This is a genomic window from Streptomyces sp. MMG1121, assembly GCF_001280015.1.
Classification (GTDB): Bacteria; Actinomycetota; Actinomycetes; order Streptomycetales; family Streptomycetaceae; genus Streptomyces.
The window spans coordinates 288,850-310,940 of sequence record NZ_LGDV01000118.1; the positions used below are offsets into that span (position 1 = coordinate 288,850).

Consider the following 22,091-nt stretch of genomic DNA (forward strand, 5'->3'; position numbering starts at 1 on the left):
GTGAAGCAGCACCGAACGCACAGGAGCACATCATGGAAGCTCGTCTCAACCTCCACGCCAGCCCCCTCGCCGCCAAGGTGATCAAGCACTTCAACGCGGCGGGGCAGGCGATCGCCGAGGCGGGGGTGCCGGCCGCCACGCAGGAGCTGGTGAAGATCCGGGCCAGCCAGATCAACGGCTGCGGGTTCTGCACCGACATGCACACCAAGGACGCGGCCGCCGCCGGCGAGACCGGGCAGCGGCTGCACCTGGTGGCGGCCTGGCGGGAGGCCAAGGTGTTCACCGAGGCCGAGCGGGCCGCGCTGGAGCTGGCCGAGCAGGGCACCCGGATCGCCGACGCGGCCGGCGGCGTACCGGACGACGTGTGGGACAACGCCCGCAAGCACTACGACGACGACCAGCTCTTCGGGCTGGTGGCGCTGATCGCCCTCATCAACGCCTACAACCGCGCGAACGTCATCGTCCAGATGCCCGCCGGGGACTACCAGCCGGGCATGTTCCAGCACTGACCCGGCCGAGGGGGCGCGGTGTCCTCACGGGTGCATCCGCGCCCCCTTCAACACCTTGTCCACGCCGTTGCGGGGCCCGTACACGGCCAGCCCCACCAGATCCAGCTCGGCCGTCGGCACGGCGCGTACCGCCGCGCGGTTGTCGCGGTCGTTGCCCGTCGTGAAGAGGTCCGCGGTGAAGACCGCGCGGGGCAGGGCCCGGCTCAGGGTCCTGGTGTGTGCCGCCTTCAGGGTCTCCTTCGTGCCCTCGAAGATCAGCACCGGCTGGCGGAACATGGGCAGGTACGCCACCCCGTCCGCGTCCTCGTACGGGGCGCCGATCACCTCCGGCAGCTCACTGCCCAGGCCGCTGACCAGGAACGCCGTCACATTGAGGCGCTGCCAGGGCTCCAGGTCCTCGCGGAGCAGTACGGCGATCTTGGTGTCGAAACGCACCGGCTCGGTGTTCTCGCTGTTCATGGGGTGAGACTGCCGATCGCCGTACGCCGTCGTCTTGTACGTTTTTAGCGTGGCCGCCGCAGCTCAGCCGGAAGTCTCCGCCTGGCGCCCCCGTATCGCGGGGGTCGTGGAGGTATTCCACGCCCACTTCACCGAGTACGCGTATCCGATGCACGTGCACGACGCCTGGACGCTGCTCATCGTGGACGAAGGGGCCGTACGGTACGACCTCGACCGGCATGAGCACGGGACCCCGCACGACACCGTCTCGCTGCTGCCGCCCCACGTGCCGCACAACGGCTCCCCCGCCACTCCGCACGGCTTTCGCAAACGCGTGCTCTACCTCGACGGCAGCATCCTCGGGGACGAGCTGATCGGTCCGGCGGTCGACGGGCCCGACCTCAGGGATCCGGTGCTCAGGCTGCGGGTCGGGCAGGTGCACGGCGCGCTCGGGCGGCCCGGTGACGAACTGGAGGCGGAGAGCCGGCTGGCTCTCGTCGGGGAGCGGCTGCGGGACCATCTGCGGCGCCGGGAGAGCGGCGCCGGCCGCCCCGACCCGGACCTGGCGCGCTCGCTGCGCGAGCTGCTCGACGCACACGTCACCGAGGGGCTCGCGCTCGCCGACGCCGCGCGGCTGCTGCACGCCCATCCCGCCCATCTGGTCAGGGCGTTCAGCCGCGCGTACGGCATCCCGCCGCATCAGTACCTCATGTCGCGTCGGGTCGGGCGGGCCCGGCGGCTGCTGCTGGACGGGCTGGCGCCGGGCGAGGTGGCGGTCGCCACCGGGTTCTGCGATCAGGCCCATCTCACCCGGCACTTCAAGCGGCTGGTCGGGGTCACTCCGGGGCGTTACCGGCTCAGTTCGCGCTGAGCGTCGTACAGGTTGCGCGGGCGTACGACGTCCGTGGTGCCGTACAGCTCCAGGCGGGAGTGCAGGTCGCCGGTGAAGTCGGGCACGTCGATCTGGTCGAACTCCGTCACCGTGTTGAGGCCGACCGTCGCCGAGTACGGTGCCAGGCCGTCGATCCTCATCAGGCCGGCGCGGCCGTTGGTCACGCGGACGTTCCAGTGGGTGAAGCGGGCGCCGAAGAGCGGGCCGGCGTTGGCGTCGCCGCCGTGGCGGCCGTTGTTGTTCACCGTGATGTCGGTGCGGACGTTCGCGAACGGCAGGCCGCGGTGGCTGTCGAAGGTGCCCATCCGCATCTCGCCGCGCGACCAGACGTTGTGCGAGGACAGGCCCTCGACGTTGATGCCGTGCAGTTGGGTGTTCGCCGGGGCCGGGACCGTGCGCTGTTCGATCGTGAAGTCCTCGATCAGGTTGTCGTGCGAGCCCTCGCGGCAGAAGTACGGGTGGTGCGAGCCGCGACCTCCGACGCGGGTACGGCGCAGGGTGCAGGCGGAGGCGGCGACCAGGCCGAAGCCGTTGTCGACGTTGCGGACCGTCACGTCGTCCAGCCAGCAGTCGTACGCGCACTGGAGCACGACCCCGTTGTAGCCCTTGTCCAGGAGGTGCGGCGACATCGGGGTCTCCTGCACCTGAAGGGTCAGGCCCTCGACTCCCGATCCGGTCAACTCCGTTACATGTGTGGTCAGTTGAGGGTTCCACTCGGGGCGCAGATCGAGCGGGAGCGGGCGTTCGAGGGTGATGCGGCGGCCGTGGACGCGGGTGACGCGGACCGGCCACTCGTAGGGGACGTAGGACAGCAGCTTGGTCTTGTCGTCCCAGTAGTACGCCGCCGGGCCGGGGCCGCCGCCCGCCAGGTGCTGGAGGAGGGTGTGCCCCGCGTCGTCGGCGACGCGGAGGAGGACCAGCTGGCCGGGCCTCAGCCCGTGCGCGTCGGCCACGGTCACCGTCCGGTCGCCCCGGCGGGCCGGGCCGGCCACCGTGAGCGGGGTCCACTCGTCGCGCCTGTTGCCGGTCCAGCCCTCGAAGGGCCAGGCCCCTGCCTCGATGGCGGCGGTCAGGGAGTCCCAACGGGCCCGCGGGGCGAGCCAGATGAGGCCGCCGGCCCAGGACCAGGCCGACTTGTCGCCGCCGTAGCGGGAGCCGTAGACGCCGATCAGCTCCGTGAGGCTCTTCGTCGCGTAGAGGGTCGTACGGCCGCTGCCGGCGCCGCGCAGGACGACGTTCGAGTCGCCGATACGGATCAGTCCGTCGATGCGGAACGTGCCGGGCGGGATGGTGACCGTGCCACCGCCGGCCCTTCCGGCGGCGGCGATGGCACGGTTGATCGCGGGGGCGCAGTCCGTGCTGCCGTCGGGCACGGCGCCGTGGTCGGTGACGTCGGTGACGGTGCGGGGGCGGGGGAAACGCGTCGCTCCACCGCGGTAGCCGGCCCGGCCGACGTAGGGGATCTGCGGGTGGGTGAAGGGGGAGCGGGTGAACTCCCGCCAGAGGGAGGGGTCTTCGGCCGCACGGGCGGTGCCGGTCGCGGCGCCGAGGGCCACCGCCGTGGCACCGGCCAGCAGGGTCCGTCTCGTGAGGTGTGCGCTGCTCATCTCCACCCGCCCCTTCATATTCATGAATATGAACGTCGTTCAGGAATGCGTTGGCGGTGAGCATGCCACTGGTGGGATGTGGGCGGAAGGGGTTGTACCTGGGTCAGTCTGTCGGGCGGTCGATCAAGTGCCTGAACGCGTCCAGGTTCCGCGTCGACTCGCCCCGGGACACCCGCCAGGCGTACTCCTTGCGGATCGAGGAGGCGAAGCCCAGCTCCAGGAGGGTGTTGAAGGCGCCGTCGGCCGCTTCCAGGACCTGGCCGAGGAGGCGGTCGATCTCGTCGGGGGTGACCGAGGCGAGGGCCAGCCGGGCGGTGACGTAGACGTCGCCGAGGCGGTCGACGGCGTAACCGACGCCGTAGAGCTTGAGGTTGCGCTCCAGGAGCCAGCGGTGGACGCCCGCCTCGTTCTCGTCGGGGTGACGGATGACGAAGGCGTTCAGCGACAGGGAGTGGCGGCCGACGCGGAAGGAGACCGTCGTGGACAGCTTGCGGGTGCCGGGGAGCTTGACCACGTAGGAGCCGGGCTCGGGGCTCTCCCACTCCAGTTCGGTGTCCTTGAGGACGCCTTCGAGGATCCGCCCCGCCTTCTCCACATCACCCATGGGGGGAGCGTACGCGACGGCGGTGGGACTGGGTCGCGGCCGTGTAGACCTCGGCGGTGGCGGCGGCCGAGGCGTCCCAGCCGAAGGACTGCGCGTGCCGGGCGGCGGCCTCGCCCATGGTGTCCGCGAGGGCGGGCTCGTCGGCGAACCGGCGCAGCACGCGCGCGTAGTCGGCCGGGTCGTGGCCCTGGACCAGGAAGCCGGTGGAGCCGTCGCGCACGGCCACCGGCAGCCCGCCGACCGAGGCGGCGAGCACCGGCGTGCCGGCCGCCTGCGCCTCGATGGCGACCAGCCCGAAGGACTCGCTGTACGACGGCATGACGAGCAGGGACGCGGCCCGGAACCAGTCCGCGAGCTGTTCCTGGCCGACCGGCGGCCGGAACCGTACGACGTCCGCGATGCCGAGCCGCGCGGCGAGCTTCTGCAGCCCCTCCGGTTTGGCGAGCCCGCTGCCGCTGGGGCCGCCGACGACCGGGACGACGATGCGCGAGCGCAGCTCGGGGCGCTCGTCCAGCAGGACGGCGACGGAGCGCAGCAGCACGTCCGGGGCCTTCAGGGGCTGTATGCGGCCCGCGAAGAGCGGGATCAGGGCGTCCTGCGGCAGGCCCAGGCGGGCGCGGGCGGCGGCGCGGCCGTCCGCCGGGCGGAAGCGGTCGAGGTTGACGCCGGGGTGGACGACGGCGACCTTGGCCGGGTCGGCCGTGTAGTGCCGCACCAGTTCGTCGGCCTCCTCCGCCGTGTTGGCGATGAGCCGGTCGGCGGCGGCCACGATCTGGGTCTCGCCGATGACGCGGGCGGCGGGCTCGGGGGTGTCGCCGGCGGCCAGGCTGGCGTTCTTGACCTTGGCCATGGTGTGCATGGCGTGCACCAACGGCACGCCCCAGCGCTCGGCGGCGAGCCAGCCGACGTGGCCGGAGAGCCAGTAGTGGGAGTGGACGAGGTCGTAGTAGCCGGGGCGGTGGCCGGCCCAGGCCTGCATCACGCCGTGCGTGAAGGCGCACAGCTGGGCGGGCAGCTCCTCCTTGGCGAGGCCCTCGTAGGGACCCGCGTCGACGTGCCGGACGAGGACGCCGGGGGCCAGCTGGACGGTGGGCGCGAGGCCGCCGGAGGTGGCCCGGGTGAAGATCTCGACCTCGATGCCCAGCGCGGCGAGCCGCTGGGCCAGCTCCACGATGTAGACGTTCATGCCGCCGGCGTCACCGGTGCCGGGCTGGTGGAGCGGGGACGTGTGCACGGAGAGCATGGCGACCCGGCGGGGCCTGCGGTGCAGCCTGAGCCGGGGGGCGGCCGCCGGAGAGCGTCGCCCGAGCCTGCTGACGTACTGGCTCACGTGGCGGTCCTCCTCGCTGCGGGCATGCCGGACGGAGGACCTGCCTCGCCCTCCACGGGGGTCCAACAGCGACCGGGTGCCCTGCCATTTCCCGATCAAGCAGCTTTACTCAATCATGACCCTGACTCGATCAACCGTTCGGGTGGCTGTCGTGTCGCCGGACAGCCTCGCCCGGCGGGTCCGCGGGTGTGCTTGACCGGCCGCAGGGATCCCTTTGGGGCAGCCTTGGCCTGCGGTGATACAACCTTTGACAGCGCGCGCACGAGCCCTGTACACGCTTCTCGTCGGACCTCCCCGTCGAACCCGAGGACAAGCGTGCCCCGTTCCCGTCGCCTCACCAGGGCAGCTCGTGTCATAGGCACGTCAGCCGCCGCAGCCGCTCTCTCCGTCGCCGCCGCCCAGACGGCGCTCGCCTGCAGCATCGGCGACTTCTCCGCCGCGCCCGCCTGTGACAGCGCGGGCAAGCCCGTCATCCGCGTCACCGACAAGGACGGCTCCGGCACGCCGGCCACCGTCACCCTGCTGGTGCAGCTGAACACGCCCGGCCAGCAGCGGAACACCGACACCCAGAAGATCGACCACCCGACCGCGCAGGGCGTCGGCGTCGACCTGCACCCCCTGGACTGGTACGCCGGAGAGACCTTCGTGGTCCACGTCAAGGCGGGCGACCGCGTCGACGAGGACCTTCAGCCCGCGGTGGTCGTACCGGACGACTTCACCTGCGAGCCCGCCGGCAGCCCCTCCCCCTCGGTTTCCGCGACGCCGTCCGCCCACCCGTCCTCGACGCCGTCCGCCGTCCCGAGCCCGGCCGCGAGCGGCAGCGCGGCCCCCACGCCGGCCGCGAGCAGCGCTCCCTCGCCCGCGGGCGGCGGCACCCGCCTCGCCGAGACCGGCGCCTCGTCGGACACCCCGGTGCTCGCGGGCGCGGCGGTGGCGCTGGTCGTCGTGGGCGGCGGCCTCGTCGTCGCGCTGCGCCGCAGGTCGGCGCAGCGCTCCCGCTGACCTGCGGAACACGGCCCGGCCGCCCTCCAGCGACCGGGCCGATACCGGACTGTCGCCCGCTTACCCTCGTAGACATGACAGCCCGCGCCGCCTCCCTCCCCCGCTCTCGGCTTCGCTCGAGCGGGGGGACCCCCATCGTGGGAACGGTGACGCGCGGGACGACCAACCCCAACCGGCTGCGTCGCATGGACCGCTGGATCGCCGCCACGCACGGCGTCGAACTGCGCCGCGCCGCCGACCCGCTGGCGATCGACCTCGGCTACGGCGCCGCGCCCTGGACCGCCGTCGAACTGCTCGGCCGGCTGCGGACCGTCGCGCCACACGCGCGCGTGGTCGGCATCGAGATCGAACCGGAGCGGGTCGCGGCGGCCCGGCCGTACGAGCGGGACGGGCTGGTCTTCCGGCACGGCGGGTTCGAGATCCCCGTCGCCGGGCGCCCGCTGCTCATCCGGGCCGCCAACGTGCTGCGCCAGTACGACGAGGACCAGGTCGCCGCCGTCTGGGAGCGGCTGTGCGCGCGGCTCGCCCCGGAAGGCGCCGGTTCGCGCGGCGGACTGCTGGTCGAGGGGACGTGCGACGAGATCGGGCGGCGGCACGTATGGGTGGCGCTCGGTCCGCAGGGGCCGCGCACCGTGACCTTCGCCACCCGGCTGGGCTCGCTGGAGCGGCCCTCCGATCTCGCCGAGCGGTTGCCGAAGGCACTCATCCACCGCAACGTACCCGGCGAGCCGGTGCACTCCTTCCTGCGCGACTTCGACCGCGCCTGGGCCGCCGCCGCGCCCTACGCCTCCTACGGCGCCCGCCAGCGCTGGCTGCGCGCGGTACGGGACCTGACGGCCGACTGGCCGGTGACGGACTCCCCGGCGCGCTGGCGGCAGGGCGAAGTGACGGTGGCGTGGAGGGCGTTGGCCCCGCGCGGCTGAGAACACCCCTTCTGGGGCCGCCGGGACGGAACGATCTCGCTGCGTCGTTCGTCACACCGATGGGGAGATCGTCTTGCGGGGCGGGTGCGGGGGGACCAATGAGTGCGGGGGGACTGACACCTGTGGCTGTGTCATTTTCCGCGCCTCTGTCGCTTTGCGCCGTGACGTGGCACGATCCCCCAGGCGCGTAAGTTACTGACGGTAAATCAGTTTGGGGGACGTGTGATGGGCTGGGGCAAGCGCGGCATCCTGACAGCCGCCGTGACCGTGGTCTGCGCGGCGACCGTGCTGACGGCACCCGGCACGGCGTTCGCCGACCCGGCACCCACGACGAGCGCGTCCCCGACGCCGTCCACGACTCCCGTGCCCGGCAAGGACCTTGAGAAGGTCCGCGAGAAGCTGGACAAGCTCTACCACGACGCGGCCGTCGCCACCGACGCCTACAACGCGGCCGAGGAGAAGGCCAAGCAGCAGTCCGCCGAGATCGTCTCGCTGGCGAAGAAGATCGCCGAGGGGCAGTCGAGGCTCGACCGGCTCAAGGACCAGGCGGGCGCGGCGGCCCGGCAGCAGTACCGCACCGGCGGCCTGCCGCCCACCGCCCAGTTCCTGCTCAGCGACGACCCGGGCCAGTTCCTGGACGGCGCCGGGCTGGTGCTCCAGGGCCAGCGGGCGACGAACAAGCTGATCGGCGAAGTGAGCGGCACCCAGAAGGACTTGCAGGCGTACGCCGCAGACGCCGCCGATCAGTGGCAGAGACTGGACACCGAGCGCAAGGCCAAGGCCACCGCCAAGAAGAGGATCGAGCAGCAGATCTCCGCCGCCGAGAAGCTCGAGTCCGAGCTGGCGAAGAAGGACAAGGAGCGGCTCGCGAAGCTGGAGGAGCAGGCCGCGCTGAAGGCGCAGACCTCCTGGCTGGACACCGGCATACTCAAGGAGATCAACGGCAGGGCCACCGCGCAGGACAAGAAGGCCGTCGCGTTCGCCACCGCCCAGCTCGGCAAGCCGTACGTGTGGGGTGCCGAGGGCCCCGACTCCTTCGACTGCTCCGGCCTGACCTCCCAGGCCTGGGCGGCGGCCGGCCACCCCATCCCGCGCACCTCGCAGGAGCAGTGGCAGCAGCTCAAGCACATCGACGTCAAGGACATGCGGCCCGGCGACCTCATCATCTACTTCTCCGACGCCAGCCACGTCGCCCTCTACGTGGGCGACGGCGCGATCATCCAGGCCCCGCGCCCCGGGCGGGACGTGACGATCGCGGGCGCCGGTTCGATGCCGATCCTGGGCGTCGTACGACCGGACGCGTGAGGCGGGCCGTTTCGGCCAGGTCCCGTGGCGCGGCCCACGTCCCCGTGACAGGGGTCACGTGACCCACCGCACGCCCCCAACCCCCGCTCGCATCGGGGCAGGACGTGAGCTTCGTCATCCCGGGCGCCCGGTCGGCCTGTCCAACTGCGGTACGGAACGCGGCATATGACAGTGGCCTGCGTGCGAGCGACGCGGCTCACACCATTCCATCGGGGCGGGCAATGCCGCTATGGTCACCCGTCGGTGGCCTCGAGACCCTCGACGCCGCCGTGCCCTCGGGGGGAGGGAAGGAAACCGAGACGATGCCCGTACCCGTACCGCGGCAGAGAGCGATCCCGGCCGTGGAGAGTGGTCAGGCGCAGGCCGCCACCGCAGTCGGCGGCCCCCTCAAGGAAGAGGCCCACCGCGACGCCACGCCCACCAGCGGCACCGGCGCCACTCTCACCCTGCTGCTGATCGAGGACGATCCGGCCGGCTCGCCGATCGTGCCCGAACTGCTGGACCCGTCCGGCAAGCCGATCCGTGTGCGCACCGCCCGTAACCTCACCGAGGCCGAGCGGCTGCTCACCGACGACGTCCACTGCATCCTGCTGGACCTCGCGCTGCCCGCACCCGGCGCCGCCGACGAGGACGAGCTGGCCGTGCTCAAGCACGTGCTCCGGCTCGCGCCCCGGCACGCCGTGCTCGCGCTGACCGCCTCCGCCGACGCCGAGCGCGGCGCCGAGGCCGTGCGCGTGGGCGCCCAGGACTATCTCTTCCGCGACGAGCTGGACGGCCGGCTGCTCAGCCGCGCCATCCGGTACGCGGTGGAGCGGAAACGCTCCGACACGGCCGAGCGGCGCCTCGCCGAGGGCCGGCTGCGCGCGCAGGAGAACCGCCGGCTGGAGCGCGGGCTGCTGCCCACGCCCCTGCTGGACGGCTCCTCGCTGCGCTTCGCCGCCCGCTACCGCCCCGGCCGCTCGCGGGCCCTGCTCGGCGGCGACTTCTACGACGCCGTGCGCACACCCGACGGCACGGTGCACGCCATGATCGGTGACGTCTGCGGCCACGGCCCGGACGAGGCCGCGCTCGGCGTGGAGCTGCGCATCGCCTGGCGGGCGCTGACGCTGGCCGGGCTGTGCGGGGACGAGCTGCTGGGCACGCTCCAGCAGGTGCTGGAGCACGAGCGCGCCGACGAGGAGATCTTCGCGACGCTGTGCACGGTGGACATTGCGCCCGACGGCCGCCGGGCGGGCCTGTGCCTGGCGGGACATCCGGCCCCGCTGCTCGCCCGCCCCGGCCGGATCGCGCGACTGCTGCCCTACGACAACAACGGCCCCGCCCTCGGGCTGCTGCCCGGCGCCCGCTGGCCGCGGATGCAGGTGGAGCTGGGCTCCGAGTGGAGCCTGATGCTCTACACCGACGGGCTGATCGAGGGGCGGGTCGGCGCGAGTGGTGAGCGTCTGGGGCAGGACGGGATGGTGTCGATGATCCGTCGGCAGCTGTCCGAAGGACTGCGGGGGGAGCATCTGCTGCGCGCCGCCGTCAGTGAGGTGCGGGATCTCAACGGAGGCGAGCTGACGGACGACGTGGCCGTGGTGTTGCTGGACCGGACGTCATAGGCCGGCTCTCGCCATGGGTGACCGGGTGACGTCGCCGGGTGCGGGCGCGTGAGGGCCGCGACCAGCCACGACGCACCCGCGCACCCGGGAACCGGCTAGCGGCCCCCGTTCCACGGCCCGTAGGGGCCGTCGCTGCTGCTTCCGCCCTTTCTCCTGCGGAAGCCCTTGCCGCCGCCGACCTGCTGGAGTGCGGGGCGTACGTCCACGAAGAAGACGATCGTGGCGACCAGACCCGCGAGCTGGAGGAACAGCATGGGCACGAACAGGTTCACGGCCACCGCGATGCCCAGGATGATCAGCCAGAAGCCCTTGTTCTGCTTGTCCGCGGCGCGGTAGGCGTCCTCGCGGAAGATCGCGGCCATCACGAACGCCACGATGGCGAGCGCCAGCATGGCGGTGAAGATCAGCCACATCACTCCGCCCACTGCCGTCATCAGCACAGTACCCACCACCCGAGTCGAGTCGTCCGTACACCCACCGTACCCATACAACGGGCCGGACACCCCGAAGGTGCCCGGCCCGATACCGCTTCGTCGCCCGCGCTCACTTCGTCGGCGGGGTGGTCTTCTTCGCGGTGGTGCTCTTGCGCGGGGCCGGAGTCTTCTTGGCCGCCGGCTTCTTGTCGGCGGCGGGCTCGGCCTCGGCCCTGTCCTCGGCCGGCTTCGGCTCGTCCTTGACCTCGACGGGCTCGGCCCTGCCCTCGACGACGACGGCCAGCTCCTCGATGTCCTCGGCGGCTTCGCCGCGCCAGGTCTTCACGGCCTGCTCGCCGTGCTCGGCGACCTTCTCGTAGGTCTCGCGGGCCCGGACGGCGTACTCGGCGGCGACGCCGACACCGCGCAGGGCGAAGTCCTGGGCCTGCTCGCCGAGCTTCTTCAGGTCCACGTCGAGGGTGCCGAGGAACTCGTTGACCTTGGTCTGGAGGGTCTCCTGCGCCTCCTTGGCGCGGGCGGTGGCCTTCTCCTGCACGGCCTTCGGGTCGGTGTTGCGCACGGCCTCGATGCGGGCCGGGGCCTCGGCGCGCAGCTGCTCGACCAGGCCGGGCACCTTCTTGGCCTGCTGGAGGGCGAGGTCGGCGGTGCCGGCGGCGAAGTAGAGCGGAGTCGGGTCGCTGAGGGTCTTGCGCAGGTCGTCGGTGATGGCCATGGTGATCTGGTCCTCCCGGATTCGCGTTCGGCTGGGGTTGGTGTGGTCCGCGGTGGAAGCCGGCGCCCTGGTCCGGTTATCCGGCCGTCCGCCGCGGGCCTGCATCGGCATCGTGTCCGCCGGCCGTGCCGGTGCCGCCGGTGTCGTACTCCGTACGCCCCGCGCCGTCCGCGTCGACCGCGTCGTCCTCGGACCCGGCGGGCTCGCCGATCCCGAATCCGTTCTCCTTGCGGAAGGACTCGTAGATCTGGAGCAGCACCTGCTTCTGCCGCTCGTTGAGCGAAGGATCGGCGAGGATCACCGCCCGGGTCTCCACTTCGTCCCGGTCCCGCTCGGCGTCGAGAATCCCGGCGCGGACGTAGAGCGTCTCGGCGGAGATGCGCAGGGCCTTGGCGACCTGCTGGAGCACCTCCGCGCTGGGCTTGCGCAGCCCGCGCTCGATCTGACTGAGGTACGGATTGGACACCCCGGCGGCATCGGCGAGCTGCCGCAGCGACAGCTGGGCGTTCCGCCGCTGCTCGCGCAGGTACTCACCGAGATTGCCGACGTTCAGCGATGCCATGTCTCCACCTTGCCCCACCCCTGCTAACAATTGCAAGCACCCGCTTGCAAAAGTGTGCCGAGCGGGTGGGCCGCACCGGCCGGGCCGCGAACGTGACACCTCGCCCGGTCAGTCGGCGACCAGGTCCTCCGGGGCCGAGCGGGCGAGGCCGGCGAGGGTGGTGAGCGCCTGGGCGAGGACGTCCGGCCCGGGAGTGGCGAGGCCCAGGCGGACGGCGGGAGGTGCGTGGTGGGCGGCGACGGTGAAGGCGGCCGCGGGCACCACCGCGATGCCGTGCCGCGCGGCGGCGGCGACGAACGTGTCCGCGCGCCAGGGGCGGGGCAGCTCCCACCAGCAGTGGTAGGAGCGGCCGTCGCCGCGCACCGCGAACCCGGCCAGGTGCCGGGCCGCGATCTCCTGCCGCACCGCCGCCTCCCGCTGCTTGGCGGCCACCAGCCTGCGCACCGTGCCCTCCTGCTGCCAGCGGTGGGCGGCCTCCAGGGCGAAGCGCATCGGGGTCCAGCCGCCCGCGCGCAGGGAGGCGGAGACGACGGCCGTCAGGGCGGGCGGGGTGACCGCGAAGCCGAGCGTCAGCCCGGGGGCGATCCGCTTGGAGAGGCTGTCGATCAGGACGGTCCGCTCGGGAGCGCAGGCGGCGAGCGGCGGCAGTTCGTCGCGCAGGAACGCCCAGACCGCGTCCTCCACGGCGGGCAGCCCGAGCCGCAGCAGCACCTCGGCCAGCCGCTCGATCCGCGGCTCCGGCATGGTGAGCGAGAGGGGGTTGTGCACCCTCGGCTGGACGTAGACGGCGTGCAGCGGGGCGGTCGCGTGGGCGTCGGCCACGGCCTGCGGGACCAGGCCGTCCTCGTCCATGGCCAGGGGTACGAGGGTGACGCCGAGCCGGGCCGCCACCGCCTTGATCACCGGGTAGGTCAGTTCCTCGACGCCGAGGCGCCCGCCCGGCGGCACCAGGGCGGCGACGACGGCCGAGAGGGCCTGCCGGCCGTTGCCGGCGAACAGGATCCGCTCGGGGTCGGGCCGCCAGCCGCCGCGGGCGAGGATGCCGGCGGCGGACTCCTGTACGGCGGGCAGGCCGAAGGTGCCGACCGGTCGCAGCGCCTGCCCGAGGGCGTCGGGACGCAGCAGTCCGCCGAGCCCCTCGGCGAGCAGTTCGCTCTGCCCGGGCACGGCCGGGTAGTTCAGCTCAAGGTCGATCCGGCCGACGGCCGCCGGTTCGGTGAGCGCGGGAGCCGGGCCGTCGGCCGCCGCGCGTACGAACGTGCCGCGCCCCACCTCGCCCACGGTCAGGCCCCGGCGGGCCAGTTCGCGGTACACGCGCGTGGCGGTGGAGTCGGCGATGCCGTGCCGCTTCGCGAACGCGCGCTGCGGGGGCAGCCGGTCGCCGGGCCGCAGGACGCCGGAGCGGATCTCCTCGGCGACCGCGTCGGCGACGCTCCGGTAGTCCTCGTTGTCCTTCACGGCGCGCCATCCCACCACAAAATTGCACCGAGCGCAATCTTTTGGTTGCACTGAGCTATTGCCCTGCCCTACGCTCGCCGCAATGCACTGGCACAAGGGGGCTTCCATGATCGGTACGAGCGGGATCCTCGGTGTGGGCGTGGTGGCACTCGGCATGGTGCTCACGCCCGGACCGAACATGATCTATCTCGTCTCGCGCAGCATCACCCAGGGCAGGCGCGCCGGGATGATCTCCCTCGGCGGGGTGGTCCTGGGCTTCGTGGTGTACCTGCTCGCCGCGAACCTGGGCCTGTCGGTCGTCTTCACCGCCGTACCCGAGCTGTACGTCGCGGTGAAGCTGGCCGGCGCCGCCTACCTCGCCCACCTGGCCTGGAAGGCCCTGAAGCCGGGCGGCATCTCGGTCTTCGCCCCGCAGGACGTGCCGCACGACTCGCCGCGCAGGCTGTTCACCATGGGCCTGATGACGAATCTGCTGAACCCGAAGATCGCCGTCATGTACGTCTCCCTGATCCCCCAGTTCATCGACCTGGACCGGGGCCACGTCCTGCTCCAGGGCCTGTTCCTCGGCTCGGTGCAGATCGTGGTCAGCATCGCGGTGAACCTGGCCATCGTGCTCGCCGCCGGTACGATCGCCGTCTTCCTCGCCCGCCGCCCCTCCTGGCTCAAGGTGCAGCGCTGTCTGATGGGCACCGTTCTCGGCGCCCTCGCCCTCTCCCTGGCCGTCGACACCTCGGGCCCGGCCTAGCCGACAGGCTCGTCAGGATTCGAGAAGCGCCGGCGCCGGGGCCCGCGTTAGCGTGACCGGCATGGAGCTCACCGCAGCGCACGCCGCCGACAGCCACGATCTGATCCGGGTGCACGGCGCCCGCGAGAACAATCTCAAGGACGTCGACGTCGAGCTGCCCAAGCGTCGGCTGACGGTGTTCACCGGCGTCTCCGGCTCGGGCAAGAGCTCGCTGGTGTTCGACACGATCGCCGCCGAGTCACAGCGGCTGATCAACGAGACCTACAGCGCGTTCGTGCAGGGTTTCATGCCGAATCTGGCGCGGCCCGAGGTCGACGTCCTCGACGGGCTGACGACCGTGATCACCGTCGACCAGCAGCGGATGGGTGCCGACCCCCGGTCCACCGTCGGCACCGCCACCGACGCCAACGCCATGCTGCGCATCCTCTTCAGCCGGCTCGGCACGCCGCACATCGGCTCGCCCAAGGCGTTCTCCTTCAACGTGGCCTCGATCAGCGGCGCCGGCGCGGTCACCGTGGAGCGCGGCGGACAGAAGGTGAAGGAGCGGCGCAGCTTCAGCATCACCGGCGGCATGTGCCCGCGCTGCGAGGGCCGGGGCGCGGTCACCGACCTCGACCTGACCCAGCTCTTCGACGACTCCCTGTCCCTCAACGAGGGCGCGCTGATGGTCCCCGGCTACAAGACCGGCGGCTGGAACTACCGGCTCTACACCGAGTCCGGCCTGGTCGACCCGGACAAGCCGATCCGCAGGTACACCAAGCGGGAGCTGCAGGACTTCCTGCACAAGGAACCGACCCGGATGAAGATCGCGGGCATCAACATGACCTACGAAGGTCTGATCCCGCGGATCCAGAAGTCGATGCTCGCCAAGGACAAGGAGGGCATGCAGCCGCACATCCGGGCCTTCGTGGACCGCGCGGTCACCTTCACCGTCTGCCCCGAGTGCGAGGGCACCCGGCTCACCGAGGCGGCCCGGTCCTCGAAGATCGCGGGCGTGAGCATCGCGGACGCGTGCGCGATGCAGATCAGCGATCTCGCCCTGTGGGTGCGGGGGCTGGCCGAGCCGTCGGTGGCCCCGCTGCTCGCCTCGCTGCGGCACAGCCTCGACTCGTTCGTGGAGATCGGCCTCGGCTATCTCTCGCTGGACCGGCCGGCGGGCACGCTCTCGGGCGGCGAGGCACAGCGCGTGAAGATGATCCGCCACCTGGGGTCTTCCCTGACCGACGTGACGTACGTCTTCGACGAGCCCACCACCGGCCTGCACCCGCACGACATCCAGCGGATGAACGAGCTGCTGCTGCGGCTGCGCGACAAGGGCAACACGGTGCTCGTCGTGGAGCACAAGCCGGAGGTCATCGCGATCGCCGACCACGTCGTGGACCTCGGCCCCGGCGCCGGTACGGCGGGCGGCACGGTGTGCTTCGAGGGCACCGTCACGGAGCTGCGGGCGAGCGACACCCTCACCGGCCGGCATCTGGACGACCGGGCCGCCGTCAAGGACGAGGCCGCGGTGCGCGAACCGACCGGCGCGCTGGAGATCCGCGGCGCGAGCACGCACAACCTCCAGGACGTGGACGTCGACATCCCGCTCGGCGTGCTGTGCGTGGTCACCGGCGTCGCGGGCTCCGGCAAGAGCTCACTCGTGCACGGCTCGGTGCCGCCCGGCGCGGAGGTCGTATCGATCGACCAGACCCCGATCCGCGGCTCCCGGCGCAGCAACCCGGCGACGTACACCGGACTGCTGGAGCCGATCCGCAAGGCCTTCGCCAAGGCCAACGGCGTCAAGCCGGCGCTGTTCAGCCCCAACTCCGAGGGCGCCTGCCCCACCTGCAACGGCGCCGGCGTCATCTACACCGACCTGGCGATCATGGCCGGTGTCGCCACCCCCTGCGAGGAGTGCGAGGGCAAGCGGTTCGAGGCGTCGGTGCTGGAGTACACGCTCGGCGGGCGGGACATCGCGGAGGTGCTGGCGATGTCGGTGACCGAGGCCGAGGAGTTCTTCGCCGCGGACGAGGCGCACATCCCGGCCGCCCACAAGATCCTCCAGCGGATGGCCGACGTCGGCCTCGGCTACCTCACCCTGGGCCAGCCGCTGACCACGCTGTCGGGCGGCGAACGCCAGCGCCTGAAGCTGGCCACGCACATGGCCGACAAGGGGGGCGTCTACGTCCTGGACGAGCCGACGACCGGTCTCCACCTGGCCGACGTGGAACACCTCCTCGCCCTCCTCGACCGTCTGGTCGACTCCGGCAAGTCGGTCATCGTGGTCGAGCACCACCAGGCCGTGATGGCCCACGCCGACTGGATCATCGACCTGGGGCCGGGGGCCGGGCACGACGGCGGGCGGGTGGTGTTCGAGGGGACTCCGGCGGAGTTGGTCGCCGCGAGGTCCACGTTGACCGGGCAGCACCTGGCGGCGTACGTCGGTTCGGCCGGGCGGTGAGCGCGCCCCCTTTCGGGCGCTAACCCTCAGCCATGAGGATCTCGTCGATCCGCGCCCGGTGAGCCCTCTCCCAGTCGTCCAGGGTCTCCTCGGCCTCCTTCGCGAGCTTCGCCCGAGCGGCCCTCACCACCTCCTCCGCGCGCCCGCCCGGCACCACGACCACGCCCTCCTCGTCGGCCACGACCACGTCCCCGGACTCCACTCGCACGCCCCCGCAGCGCACGGTCTCGTTCAGCGGTCGTACGGCCTTCTTGGCGCCCGGGACCGGGATGATTCCCCGGGCGAAGACGGGGAAGCCGAGGGCGCGGACCTCGGCGAGGTCGCGGATCAGGCCGTCGGCGACGAACGCCGTCACTCCGCGGCGCCGGGCGACGGCGCACACGTTGCCGCCGGCCAGCGCGTGGTCGAGGTCGCCGGACTCGACCACGATCACCGAGCCGGGGCCGGCGCGGTGGATGGCCGCGTGCAGCATGAGGTTGTCGCCGGGCGGGCAGCTGACGGTGAAAGCCGGTCCGGCGACGCGCGGTACGGGTTCCCACAGCGGCCGTATCCCGATGTCCATGACCTGCTCCCGGCCGAGGAGGTCGGCGAGGGTGGTGGTGGGGATGTCCCGGAAGGCGGCGAAGTCCCTGGCGTCGGTCATGGCCGCACGCTATCGCCTGCGGAAAGGCAACGGGCGGGGCCGGGTGACAGCGTGCCGCCAGCATACCGTTACTGAGTTAGATTTTTAACCCGGCCTCGCGAAGACTCACCCGTCGCCCCTCAGGCCCGCCAGGCCCACCGCCAGTCGCGCGAAGGCCCGCTCGGCCGCCCGTACGGCGTCCGGCGCCACCTTCTCGACCGGCTCCCCCGCCGCGATCCGCCGCCAGTTCTCCAGGGCGAGGATCCGCTGGACGGCGATGAGCTGCCCCGCCGCCAGCCGGGCGTCCAGGTCCCCGCCGAGCATCTCGGCGAGCGCCGCCTCCGAGCGCTCCTGATGCCGGTACGCCCGCGCCACCAGGGCCGGGGTGCCGTAGAGCAGCCGGTGGAAGGCGAGCACCCCCGGGTGGTCGTTCAGCCCGGTGACCGGATCGTGGCGCTCCAGCCCGGCGAGGAAGTTGCGGCGCAGCGCGTCCACCGGGTCGTCCGTGCCGGCGACCACCCGTGCGGCCTCCGTCTCGTGGTCGGCGATCCGGTGGAGGACCAGGTCCTCCTTGGCGGGGAAGTACCGGAAGAGGGTCGGCTTGGAGATCCCGGCCGCGGCGGCGACCTCCGCCACGGACACCGCGTCGAAGCCCCGCTCCAGGAACAGCCGCACGGCGATGTCCGACACGTCCTGGTACATCCGCTGCCTCTTGCGCTCACGCAGGCCCATCTCACCCATGGGGCCGAGCCTATGCGGGACCACCCGGGCGAGTGGGCCAGGCGAGGGCGGGCGGCAACCGCGGGTCGTGTCGCCGCCGGGACGACAGGCCCAGGGAGGCGGTGGCGGCGGCGAGGGTCATGGCGTACGAGTCGAGCGCGCGGCGGACGTTGGGGGCGTCCAGGCTGGCGCCGGTGACCAGGCGGTCGAGGTCGACGTAGGCCGAGCGGACGATCTCGGTCCACCGGTACACGCGCCAGTCCGCCTGCCAGTCCTTCGTGAACCGTGCGGGCAGCCGCGCCTCCCAGCGGCGGAACATGCGGTCGCGGATCTCCGGCCGGGTCGGGGTGAGGTGCATGTGCCGGACCAGCTCGTACAGCGGGTCGCCGACCAGAGCCATCTCCCAGTCGATCAGCGTGAGCACCGGGCCGTCGTCCCGGCGGACCAGGTTCCAGGGGTTCAGGTCGCCGTGCAGCAGGGCGGGGTCGCGGTCGGTGACCCGGTGCCGGGCGAGGATCTCGCGCAGCCGGGGGGCGTCGGGCAGGCCGAGGAAGCGGGCCAGTTGCTGGGACTCCTTCGGCAGAGCGGCGACCAGCGCCACGAGCTGCTCGCTGAGCCAGTCGTAGAAGCCGGGCCGGCCGGCCACCGGGTCGACCGGCGCGTAGTCCACCGTCGTCAGCTGGGCCAACTGGTCGACCAGGCAGTCCGCCTCGTGCGGGCGCAGCCCGTGCACCGGATGCTCGGGTCTGCGTCCCGGATCCCGCCCGGCCTCGTAGGTGTGCACGGCGAACCGGTCGCCGCGGTAGCGATGGGCGGGATCGGTGGCGTGGCTCTCGCCGAGCGCCAGCACCCGGGGCGCGGCCACGGCGGCCCCGGACCGCTCGATCGCCGCGAGGACGGCGTGCTCGCTGAGGAAGCTGCGCTCGCGCCGCAGGACGACGGTCACCTCGCGGCGGACGACGACGGGGAAGGCGGTGCCGGGCACCCGGATCACGGTGTTGAGATGGGCGGCCCCCTTGAACACCCGCTCGGCCGGCGCCGCCCCTTCGAGAAGGAGCGCCTCCCCGACGGCGGCATGCGAAAACCCGGGATGCTCAGGCACCCGCCGGTCAGCAGCCCACGCGATCCCCCCGCCGACACCACCGGGGCCGCCCGCACCCGGCGACGGAAGGCGCACGGGCGGGGCGGGCGGGAAGCCAGACCCCGTCAACGCACCCGAAACCCCCCGCCGGAACAGCACCCGCTCGATCTCCCCCCGCTCCGGCACCCGCCCGAGCCGCAGCACAGCGGCGGCACGGCGCAGGGCCGTGTGGACGGCGGCCGTGGCCGCGTCCAAGGCCGCCTGCCCGAAACGGCCCTCAGCGCCCTCCAGGGAACGCGCGGCCCGGATCACCGTGGCGTACAGGCACTGCGCGTACTCGAAGGCGACGTAATGGCGCAGGTCCTTGGCCAGACCGGCCACCGCGGCCGGCCGCACCCCGCGCACCGCCCGCTCCCAGGCGTCGACCACCTCACGCCACTGCCGCTCGGGGTAGCGCATCCGCACGAGGTGGACGGCGAGGTCGTGCAACGGGTCGCCGTAACCGGCCAGTTCCCAGTCCACGCACGTCAGCGGCACGGCACCGGCCGACGGCACGACCAGCGTGCCGCCGTGCAGATCGCCGTGGAGCAGACCGTACGGCCGCCGGGTCATCGCCGGGACCCGGTCGGCGAACCGGAGCAGGGCGTCCTCGGGCACACCGAGCGCCACGAACAGGCCGCCGTAGCGGCGCCAGTTGGGCCGGCGGATCTGCTGGTCGGCCTGGTGGGCGAGGGCGCGCAGGAAGCCCTGGGAGTCGGTGTGGTTGCCGGGCCGGCCCGCCGGCAGCGGCGGCAGTGCCGCACCGCGCACCTGGACGACGGCGGCGAGCAGTTCGGCCACGTCCGTCAGCAGGGCGGCGTCGACCGGTTCGCCGGGTGCGCGCGGCCCGGCCGGCGAGGTGCCGTCGACATGGCCGAGCACGGCGAAGCCGTCGCCCTCCAGCAGGACTTCCGGCGTGTGCGGCAGCACGGCGCGGACCGCTCGCAGGATCTCCGGCTCGCTCGGCCAGGTCCGGATCACCACCGGCGGTGCGTCGGCCCGCCGTACCCGTACGGTCACCAGGGTGCCCGGCGCCCGGCCGAGGAGGCGGGCCGGCGGTCCGGTCAGCGGCAGGACGTGGTCGTCGTGTCCGTGGCCGGTGCGCGTCGGGGGCGTCGCGAGCGCGCGGGCCAAGAACGTCCGGACGACGGCGTCCGCGCCGACGCGGCCGGCGTGCCCCCCGGCCGCGGCTCGGGGAACAGGCGGTACGCCCACGGGCCGCTCCAGGGTCGGTCACGCGAAAGGGAAGGGCGAAAGGGATGGGCCGGGCCGTTCGAGCGGCCGGGCGGTGGTCCGCCACTCGGCTGTGTGCCAGGCCGGCGGCCGGGGTCCGGCGCGTCGCCGTTCCCCGTCGTTCCCTGCGCGCGCGTACGCACGATGTCCGGGCGGTGGCCCGGATGTGTCGGCATGCTAGCCCACCGGACGACCGCTCCGGAGCAGCCTCAACAGGGGTTCGAGCGACTGTACGACCAACTCGGCGCCCGCCGCCCGCAGGTCGTGCTCCTTGCGTTCGTTGCGCGCGTAGCCGAGGAACGGCACGCCCGCCTCCCGGGCCGCGGCCAGATCCGAGGGGGCGTCGCCGATCATCAGCGCGGCCTCGGGCGGGGCGCCCATCGCGCTCAGGGCCCGGTGCACACAGTGCGGGTGTGGCTTGAGGTGGTGCAGTTGCTCGGTACGGCCGTACAGGTGAGGGGTGAAGCAGCCGGTGAGGCCGCGGGTGTCCAGGTAGGTGCGGGCCACGCGGGGCGAGTTGTTGGTGGTGACGGCGAGCCGGGCGCCGACGGCCGACCAGGTGCGGATCAGCGGATCGGCGTACGCGGTGGGCAGGGCGGAGGCGGCGGCCCGCAGCTCCTCCTGGGTGAGCCGTTCCTCCAGCCCGGCGACGAGGTCGCTGCCCGGGCGCCGACGGCCCACGGCGCGCAGGACCACCTGCGGGTCCAGGGTGTCCCGTTCGGCGTCCGTGAGCAGTCCGTGCAGACCCTGCCGCTCCAGCCACTCCACCAGGTCGGCGGCCACCCGCTCCGCCCGGTGCCCGGCGAACAGCCGGCAGATCGGCCCGTCGAAGTCCCACAGTACGAACCGCGCAGATGTGATCAGGTCCCGAAGCTTCTCGATCTCGTTCGCATCAGAAGTCACTAGGAGAGTGTCAGGTCCGTGGTGATGGTTTCCCAGAGGGCGTCGAACCACTTCCGCGATTGCTCCACGAACGCCGCGTCCCGCTGTCCGGCCCGCTGCTCGAAGGAGAACAGCAGGGACTCGGAGCCCAGCGTGTCCCACATCTCCAGCGTCCCGCTGTCGGTCGGCTCCGCGCGGCGCGTGATCATGTAGTGCGCGAACAGCGCCTCCGCCTCGTTGAGCAGGTACAGCTTGACCGGCGGGGTGAACGGCAGCGCCCGGAAGGTGACGTGGACGTCGATGCCGTGGGTGCCGCGCAGCGCCTGGAGGTTGTACTGGAGCACCTGCCCCTGGGCGTTGCGCATCGCCAGCCAGCGCTGGTGCACCGCGTCGTCCTCCTCGCTCCCGGCGTCCACCGAGACCGGGAAGGCGAGGTTGATGTCCCGGCTGGGCAGCAGGATGCGGGCGTCGATCCTGGCCGGTCTCAGCCGGCCCTCGTGGATCAGCCGCAGCGGCTCGCCGAGCGCGGGGATCAGGCTCTGCGCGGTCAGGCAGACGGCGTCGATGCGCACGTGCGGCGCCGAGAACGCCTCGGTCAGCCGGGGCGCGAGCGCCACCATGGTGGGCTGCGGCCCCTCGCGGGCGGGCCGCTGCTCGGCGACCCGCGGCGGACTGCCCTTGCTGACGTCGCTGAGCAGCCCGTCCTCCTGGAGCACGCGCAGCGCCTGGCGCACGGCACCCCGCTCGACCCCGAACTCCCCCGCCAGCTCGGCCTGGGTCGGCAGCCGCGCGCCGGGGCGCAGCGTGCCGGCGCGGATGCGTTCGCGCAGGGTGTCGGCGATCTCCTGGGGCGTGCGTCTTCTGCTGCCGTTCACTGCCACATGCTCCTGAGTCACGACCAAACGCTACAACTCTGATCCATCCATGGAGAGTTGCCCAGAAGTTGTTC

The 22,091-nt window shown here is 72.5% G+C and carries 21 protein-coding genes; 8 read left to right on the forward strand and 13 right to left on the reverse strand.

Annotated features, from left to right (window positions below):
• Positions 1–32: 32 nt before the first annotated feature.
• The gene (locus ADK64_RS12410; RefSeq protein ID WP_053658086.1) at positions 33–509 is read left to right on the forward strand and encodes a carboxymuconolactone decarboxylase family protein; all 477 of its coding nucleotides are present in this window, start codon (positions 33–35) and stop codon (positions 507–509) included.
• Between the two features lie 24 nt (positions 510–533).
• Here ADK64_RS12410 and ADK64_RS12415 read toward each other — a convergent pair whose 3' ends face one another.
• Positions 534–968 (reverse strand): DUF2000 domain-containing protein, encoded by a 435-nt coding sequence (locus tag ADK64_RS12415; protein ID WP_053658088.1) that lies wholly within the window; start codon positions 966–968, stop codon positions 534–536.
• Between the two features lie 49 nt (positions 969–1,017).
• Between ADK64_RS12415 and ADK64_RS12420 the strand changes: the two genes are divergently transcribed.
• On the forward strand, positions 1,018–1,818 hold the full coding sequence (locus ADK64_RS12420; protein ID WP_053658090.1) for an AraC family transcriptional regulator: 801 nt from the start codon (positions 1,018–1,020) through the stop codon (positions 1,816–1,818).
• Here ADK64_RS12420 and ADK64_RS12425 read toward each other — a convergent pair.
• From ADK64_RS12425 to mshA, 3 genes are all read right to left on the reverse strand, one after another.
• The gene (locus ADK64_RS12425; RefSeq protein ID WP_199829584.1) at positions 1,797–3,446 is read right to left on the reverse strand and encodes a glycosyl hydrolase family 28-related protein; all 1,650 of its coding nucleotides are present in this window, start codon (positions 3,444–3,446) and stop codon (positions 1,797–1,799) included. The genes ADK64_RS12420 and ADK64_RS12425 overlap by 22 nt on opposite strands.
• 103 nt (positions 3,447–3,549) lie before the next feature.
• The gene (locus ADK64_RS12430; RefSeq protein WP_053658092.1) at positions 3,550–4,050 is read right to left on the reverse strand and encodes a YbjN domain-containing protein; all 501 of its coding nucleotides are present in this window, start codon (positions 4,048–4,050) and stop codon (positions 3,550–3,552) included.
• Positions 4,043–5,380, reverse strand: a complete 1,338-nt coding sequence (gene mshA, locus ADK64_RS12435) for a D-inositol-3-phosphate glycosyltransferase (protein WP_053658096.1) — start codon at positions 5,378–5,380, stop codon at positions 4,043–4,045. The genes ADK64_RS12430 and mshA overlap by 8 nt, the downstream gene beginning before the upstream one ends.
• A 315-nt stretch (positions 5,381–5,695) precedes the next feature.
• Here mshA and ADK64_RS12440 point away from each other — a divergent pair, with 315 nt between their 5' ends.
• The 4 genes from ADK64_RS12440 to ADK64_RS12455 all read left to right on the forward strand — a co-directional run bounded on the left by ADK64_RS12440 (position 5,696) and on the right by ADK64_RS12455 (position 10,211).
• Positions 5,696–6,382 carry an LAETG motif-containing sortase-dependent surface protein gene (locus ADK64_RS12440; RefSeq protein WP_053658098.1) on the forward strand — a complete coding sequence of 229 codons (687 nt, stop codon included), beginning with the start codon at positions 5,696–5,698 and terminating at the stop codon, positions 6,380–6,382.
• 137 nt (positions 6,383–6,519) lie between these two features.
• Positions 6,520–7,305, forward strand: coding sequence for an SAM-dependent methyltransferase (locus ADK64_RS12445; RefSeq protein WP_078992623.1), 786 nt, complete (start codon positions 6,520–6,522; stop codon positions 7,303–7,305).
• 225 nt (positions 7,306–7,530) lie between these two features.
• The gene (locus ADK64_RS12450) at positions 7,531–8,610 is read left to right on the forward strand and encodes a C40 family peptidase (protein ID WP_053658100.1); all 1,080 of its coding nucleotides are present in this window, start codon (positions 7,531–7,533) and stop codon (positions 8,608–8,610) included.
• Between the two features lie 302 nt (positions 8,611–8,912).
• Complete coding sequence (locus ADK64_RS12455) at positions 8,913–10,211, forward strand: PP2C family protein-serine/threonine phosphatase (protein WP_053658101.1); 1,299 nt, start codon at positions 8,913–8,915, stop codon at positions 10,209–10,211.
• Positions 10,212–10,306: 95 nt separating this feature from the next.
• On the opposite strand, the gene ADK64_RS12460 is transcribed toward ADK64_RS12455, so the two are convergent.
• The 4 genes from ADK64_RS12460 to ADK64_RS12475 form a co-directional block, all read right to left on the reverse strand.
• A complete protein-coding gene (locus ADK64_RS12460) occupies positions 10,307–10,645 on the reverse strand; it encodes a DUF2516 family protein (protein ID WP_420712963.1) in 339 nt (112 codons plus the stop codon).
• Positions 10,646–10,754: 109 nt separating this feature from the next.
• Positions 10,755–11,357, reverse strand: coding sequence for a hypothetical protein (locus tag ADK64_RS12465; protein WP_053658106.1), 603 nt, complete (start codon positions 11,355–11,357; stop codon positions 10,755–10,757).
• Between the two features lie 76 nt (positions 11,358–11,433).
• On the reverse strand, positions 11,434–11,919 hold the full coding sequence (locus tag ADK64_RS12470) for a helix-turn-helix domain-containing protein (RefSeq protein WP_053658108.1): 486 nt from the start codon (positions 11,917–11,919) through the stop codon (positions 11,434–11,436).
• A 108-nt stretch (positions 11,920–12,027) separates the two neighbouring features.
• A complete protein-coding gene (locus ADK64_RS12475) occupies positions 12,028–13,392 on the reverse strand; it encodes a PLP-dependent aminotransferase family protein (RefSeq protein ID WP_234384544.1) in 1,365 nt (454 codons plus the stop codon).
• A gap of 91 nt (positions 13,393–13,483) precedes the next feature.
• Here ADK64_RS12475 and ADK64_RS12480 point away from each other — a divergent pair, with 91 nt between their 5' ends.
• Together ADK64_RS12480 and ADK64_RS12485 are read left to right on the forward strand one after the other, a co-directional pair.
• Entirely contained in the window at positions 13,484–14,122 is a 639-nt protein-coding gene (locus ADK64_RS12480) for a LysE family translocator (protein ID WP_053658261.1), read from the forward strand.
• Positions 14,123–14,183: 61 nt separating this feature from the next.
• Positions 14,184–16,565, forward strand: a complete 2,382-nt coding sequence (locus tag ADK64_RS12485; RefSeq protein ID WP_053658264.1) for an ATP-binding cassette domain-containing protein — start codon at positions 14,184–14,186, stop codon at positions 16,563–16,565.
• Positions 16,566–16,584: 19 nt separating this feature from the next.
• Here ADK64_RS12485 and ADK64_RS12490 read toward each other — a convergent pair whose 3' ends face one another.
• The 5 genes from ADK64_RS12490 to ADK64_RS12510 all read right to left on the reverse strand — a co-directional run bounded on the left by ADK64_RS12490 (position 16,585) and on the right by ADK64_RS12510 (position 22,044).
• A complete protein-coding gene (locus tag ADK64_RS12490; RefSeq protein WP_053658112.1) occupies positions 16,585–17,208 on the reverse strand; it encodes an RraA family protein in 624 nt (207 codons plus the stop codon).
• A 105-nt stretch (positions 17,209–17,313) separates the two neighbouring features.
• Positions 17,314–17,928 carry a TetR family transcriptional regulator gene (locus tag ADK64_RS12495; protein WP_053658114.1) on the reverse strand — a complete coding sequence of 205 codons (615 nt, stop codon included), beginning with the start codon at positions 17,926–17,928 and terminating at the stop codon, positions 17,314–17,316.
• 10 nt (positions 17,929–17,938) lie between these two features.
• On the reverse strand, positions 17,939–20,242 hold the full coding sequence (locus tag ADK64_RS12500) for a phosphotransferase family protein (RefSeq protein WP_053658116.1): 2,304 nt from the start codon (positions 20,240–20,242) through the stop codon (positions 17,939–17,941).
• A 195-nt stretch (positions 20,243–20,437) separates the two neighbouring features.
• Positions 20,438–21,163: an HAD family hydrolase gene (locus ADK64_RS12505; protein WP_234384545.1), complete on the reverse strand. Its 726-nt coding sequence runs from the start codon at positions 21,161–21,163 to the stop codon at positions 20,438–20,440.
• A complete protein-coding gene (locus ADK64_RS12510) occupies positions 21,163–22,044 on the reverse strand; it encodes a FadR/GntR family transcriptional regulator (RefSeq protein WP_199829585.1) in 882 nt (293 codons plus the stop codon). Before ADK64_RS12510 ends, ADK64_RS12505 begins: the two co-directional genes overlap by 1 nt.
• Between the last annotated feature and the right edge of the window lie 47 nt (positions 22,045–22,091).

Bases quoted from the DNA above. Each gene is read 5' to 3' on its own strand.
- ADK64_RS12455 (WP_053658101.1), top strand. From the start codon at position 8,913: ATGCCCGTACCCGTACCGCGGCAGAGAGCGATCCCGGCCGTGGAGAGT.
- ADK64_RS12450 (WP_053658100.1), top strand. From the start codon at position 7,531: ATGGGCTGGGGCAAGCGCGGCATCCTGACAGCCGCCGTGACCGTGGTC.
- ADK64_RS12485 (WP_053658264.1), top strand. From the start codon at position 14,184: ATGGAGCTCACCGCAGCGCACGCCGCCGACAGCCACGATCTGATCCGG.
- ADK64_RS12430 (WP_053658092.1), bottom strand. From the start codon at position 4,050: ATGGGTGATGTGGAGAAGGCGGGGCGGATCCTCGAAGGCGTCCTCAAG.
- ADK64_RS12415 (WP_053658088.1), bottom strand. From the start codon at position 968: ATGAACAGCGAGAACACCGAGCCGGTGCGTTTCGACACCAAGATCGCC.
- ADK64_RS12490 (WP_053658112.1), bottom strand. From the start codon at position 17,208: ATGACCGACGCCAGGGACTTCGCCGCCTTCCGGGACATCCCCACCACC.
- ADK64_RS12410 (WP_053658086.1), top strand. From the start codon at position 33: ATGGAAGCTCGTCTCAACCTCCACGCCAGCCCCCTCGCCGCCAAGGTG.
- ADK64_RS12495 (WP_053658114.1), bottom strand. From the start codon at position 17,928: ATGGGTGAGATGGGCCTGCGTGAGCGCAAGAGGCAGCGGATGTACCAG.
- ADK64_RS12465 (WP_053658106.1), bottom strand. From the start codon at position 11,357: ATGGCCATCACCGACGACCTGCGCAAGACCCTCAGCGACCCGACTCCG.
- ADK64_RS12480 (WP_053658261.1), top strand. From the start codon at position 13,484: ATGATCGGTACGAGCGGGATCCTCGGTGTGGGCGTGGTGGCACTCGGC.
- ADK64_RS12470 (WP_053658108.1), bottom strand. From the start codon at position 11,919: ATGGCATCGCTGAACGTCGGCAATCTCGGTGAGTACCTGCGCGAGCAG.
- ADK64_RS12460 (WP_420712963.1), bottom strand. From the start codon at position 10,645: ATGACGGCAGTGGGCGGAGTGATGTGGCTGATCTTCACCGCCATGCTG.
- ADK64_RS12425 (WP_199829584.1), bottom strand. From the start codon at position 3,446: ATGAGCAGCGCACACCTCACGAGACGGACCCTGCTGGCCGGTGCCACG.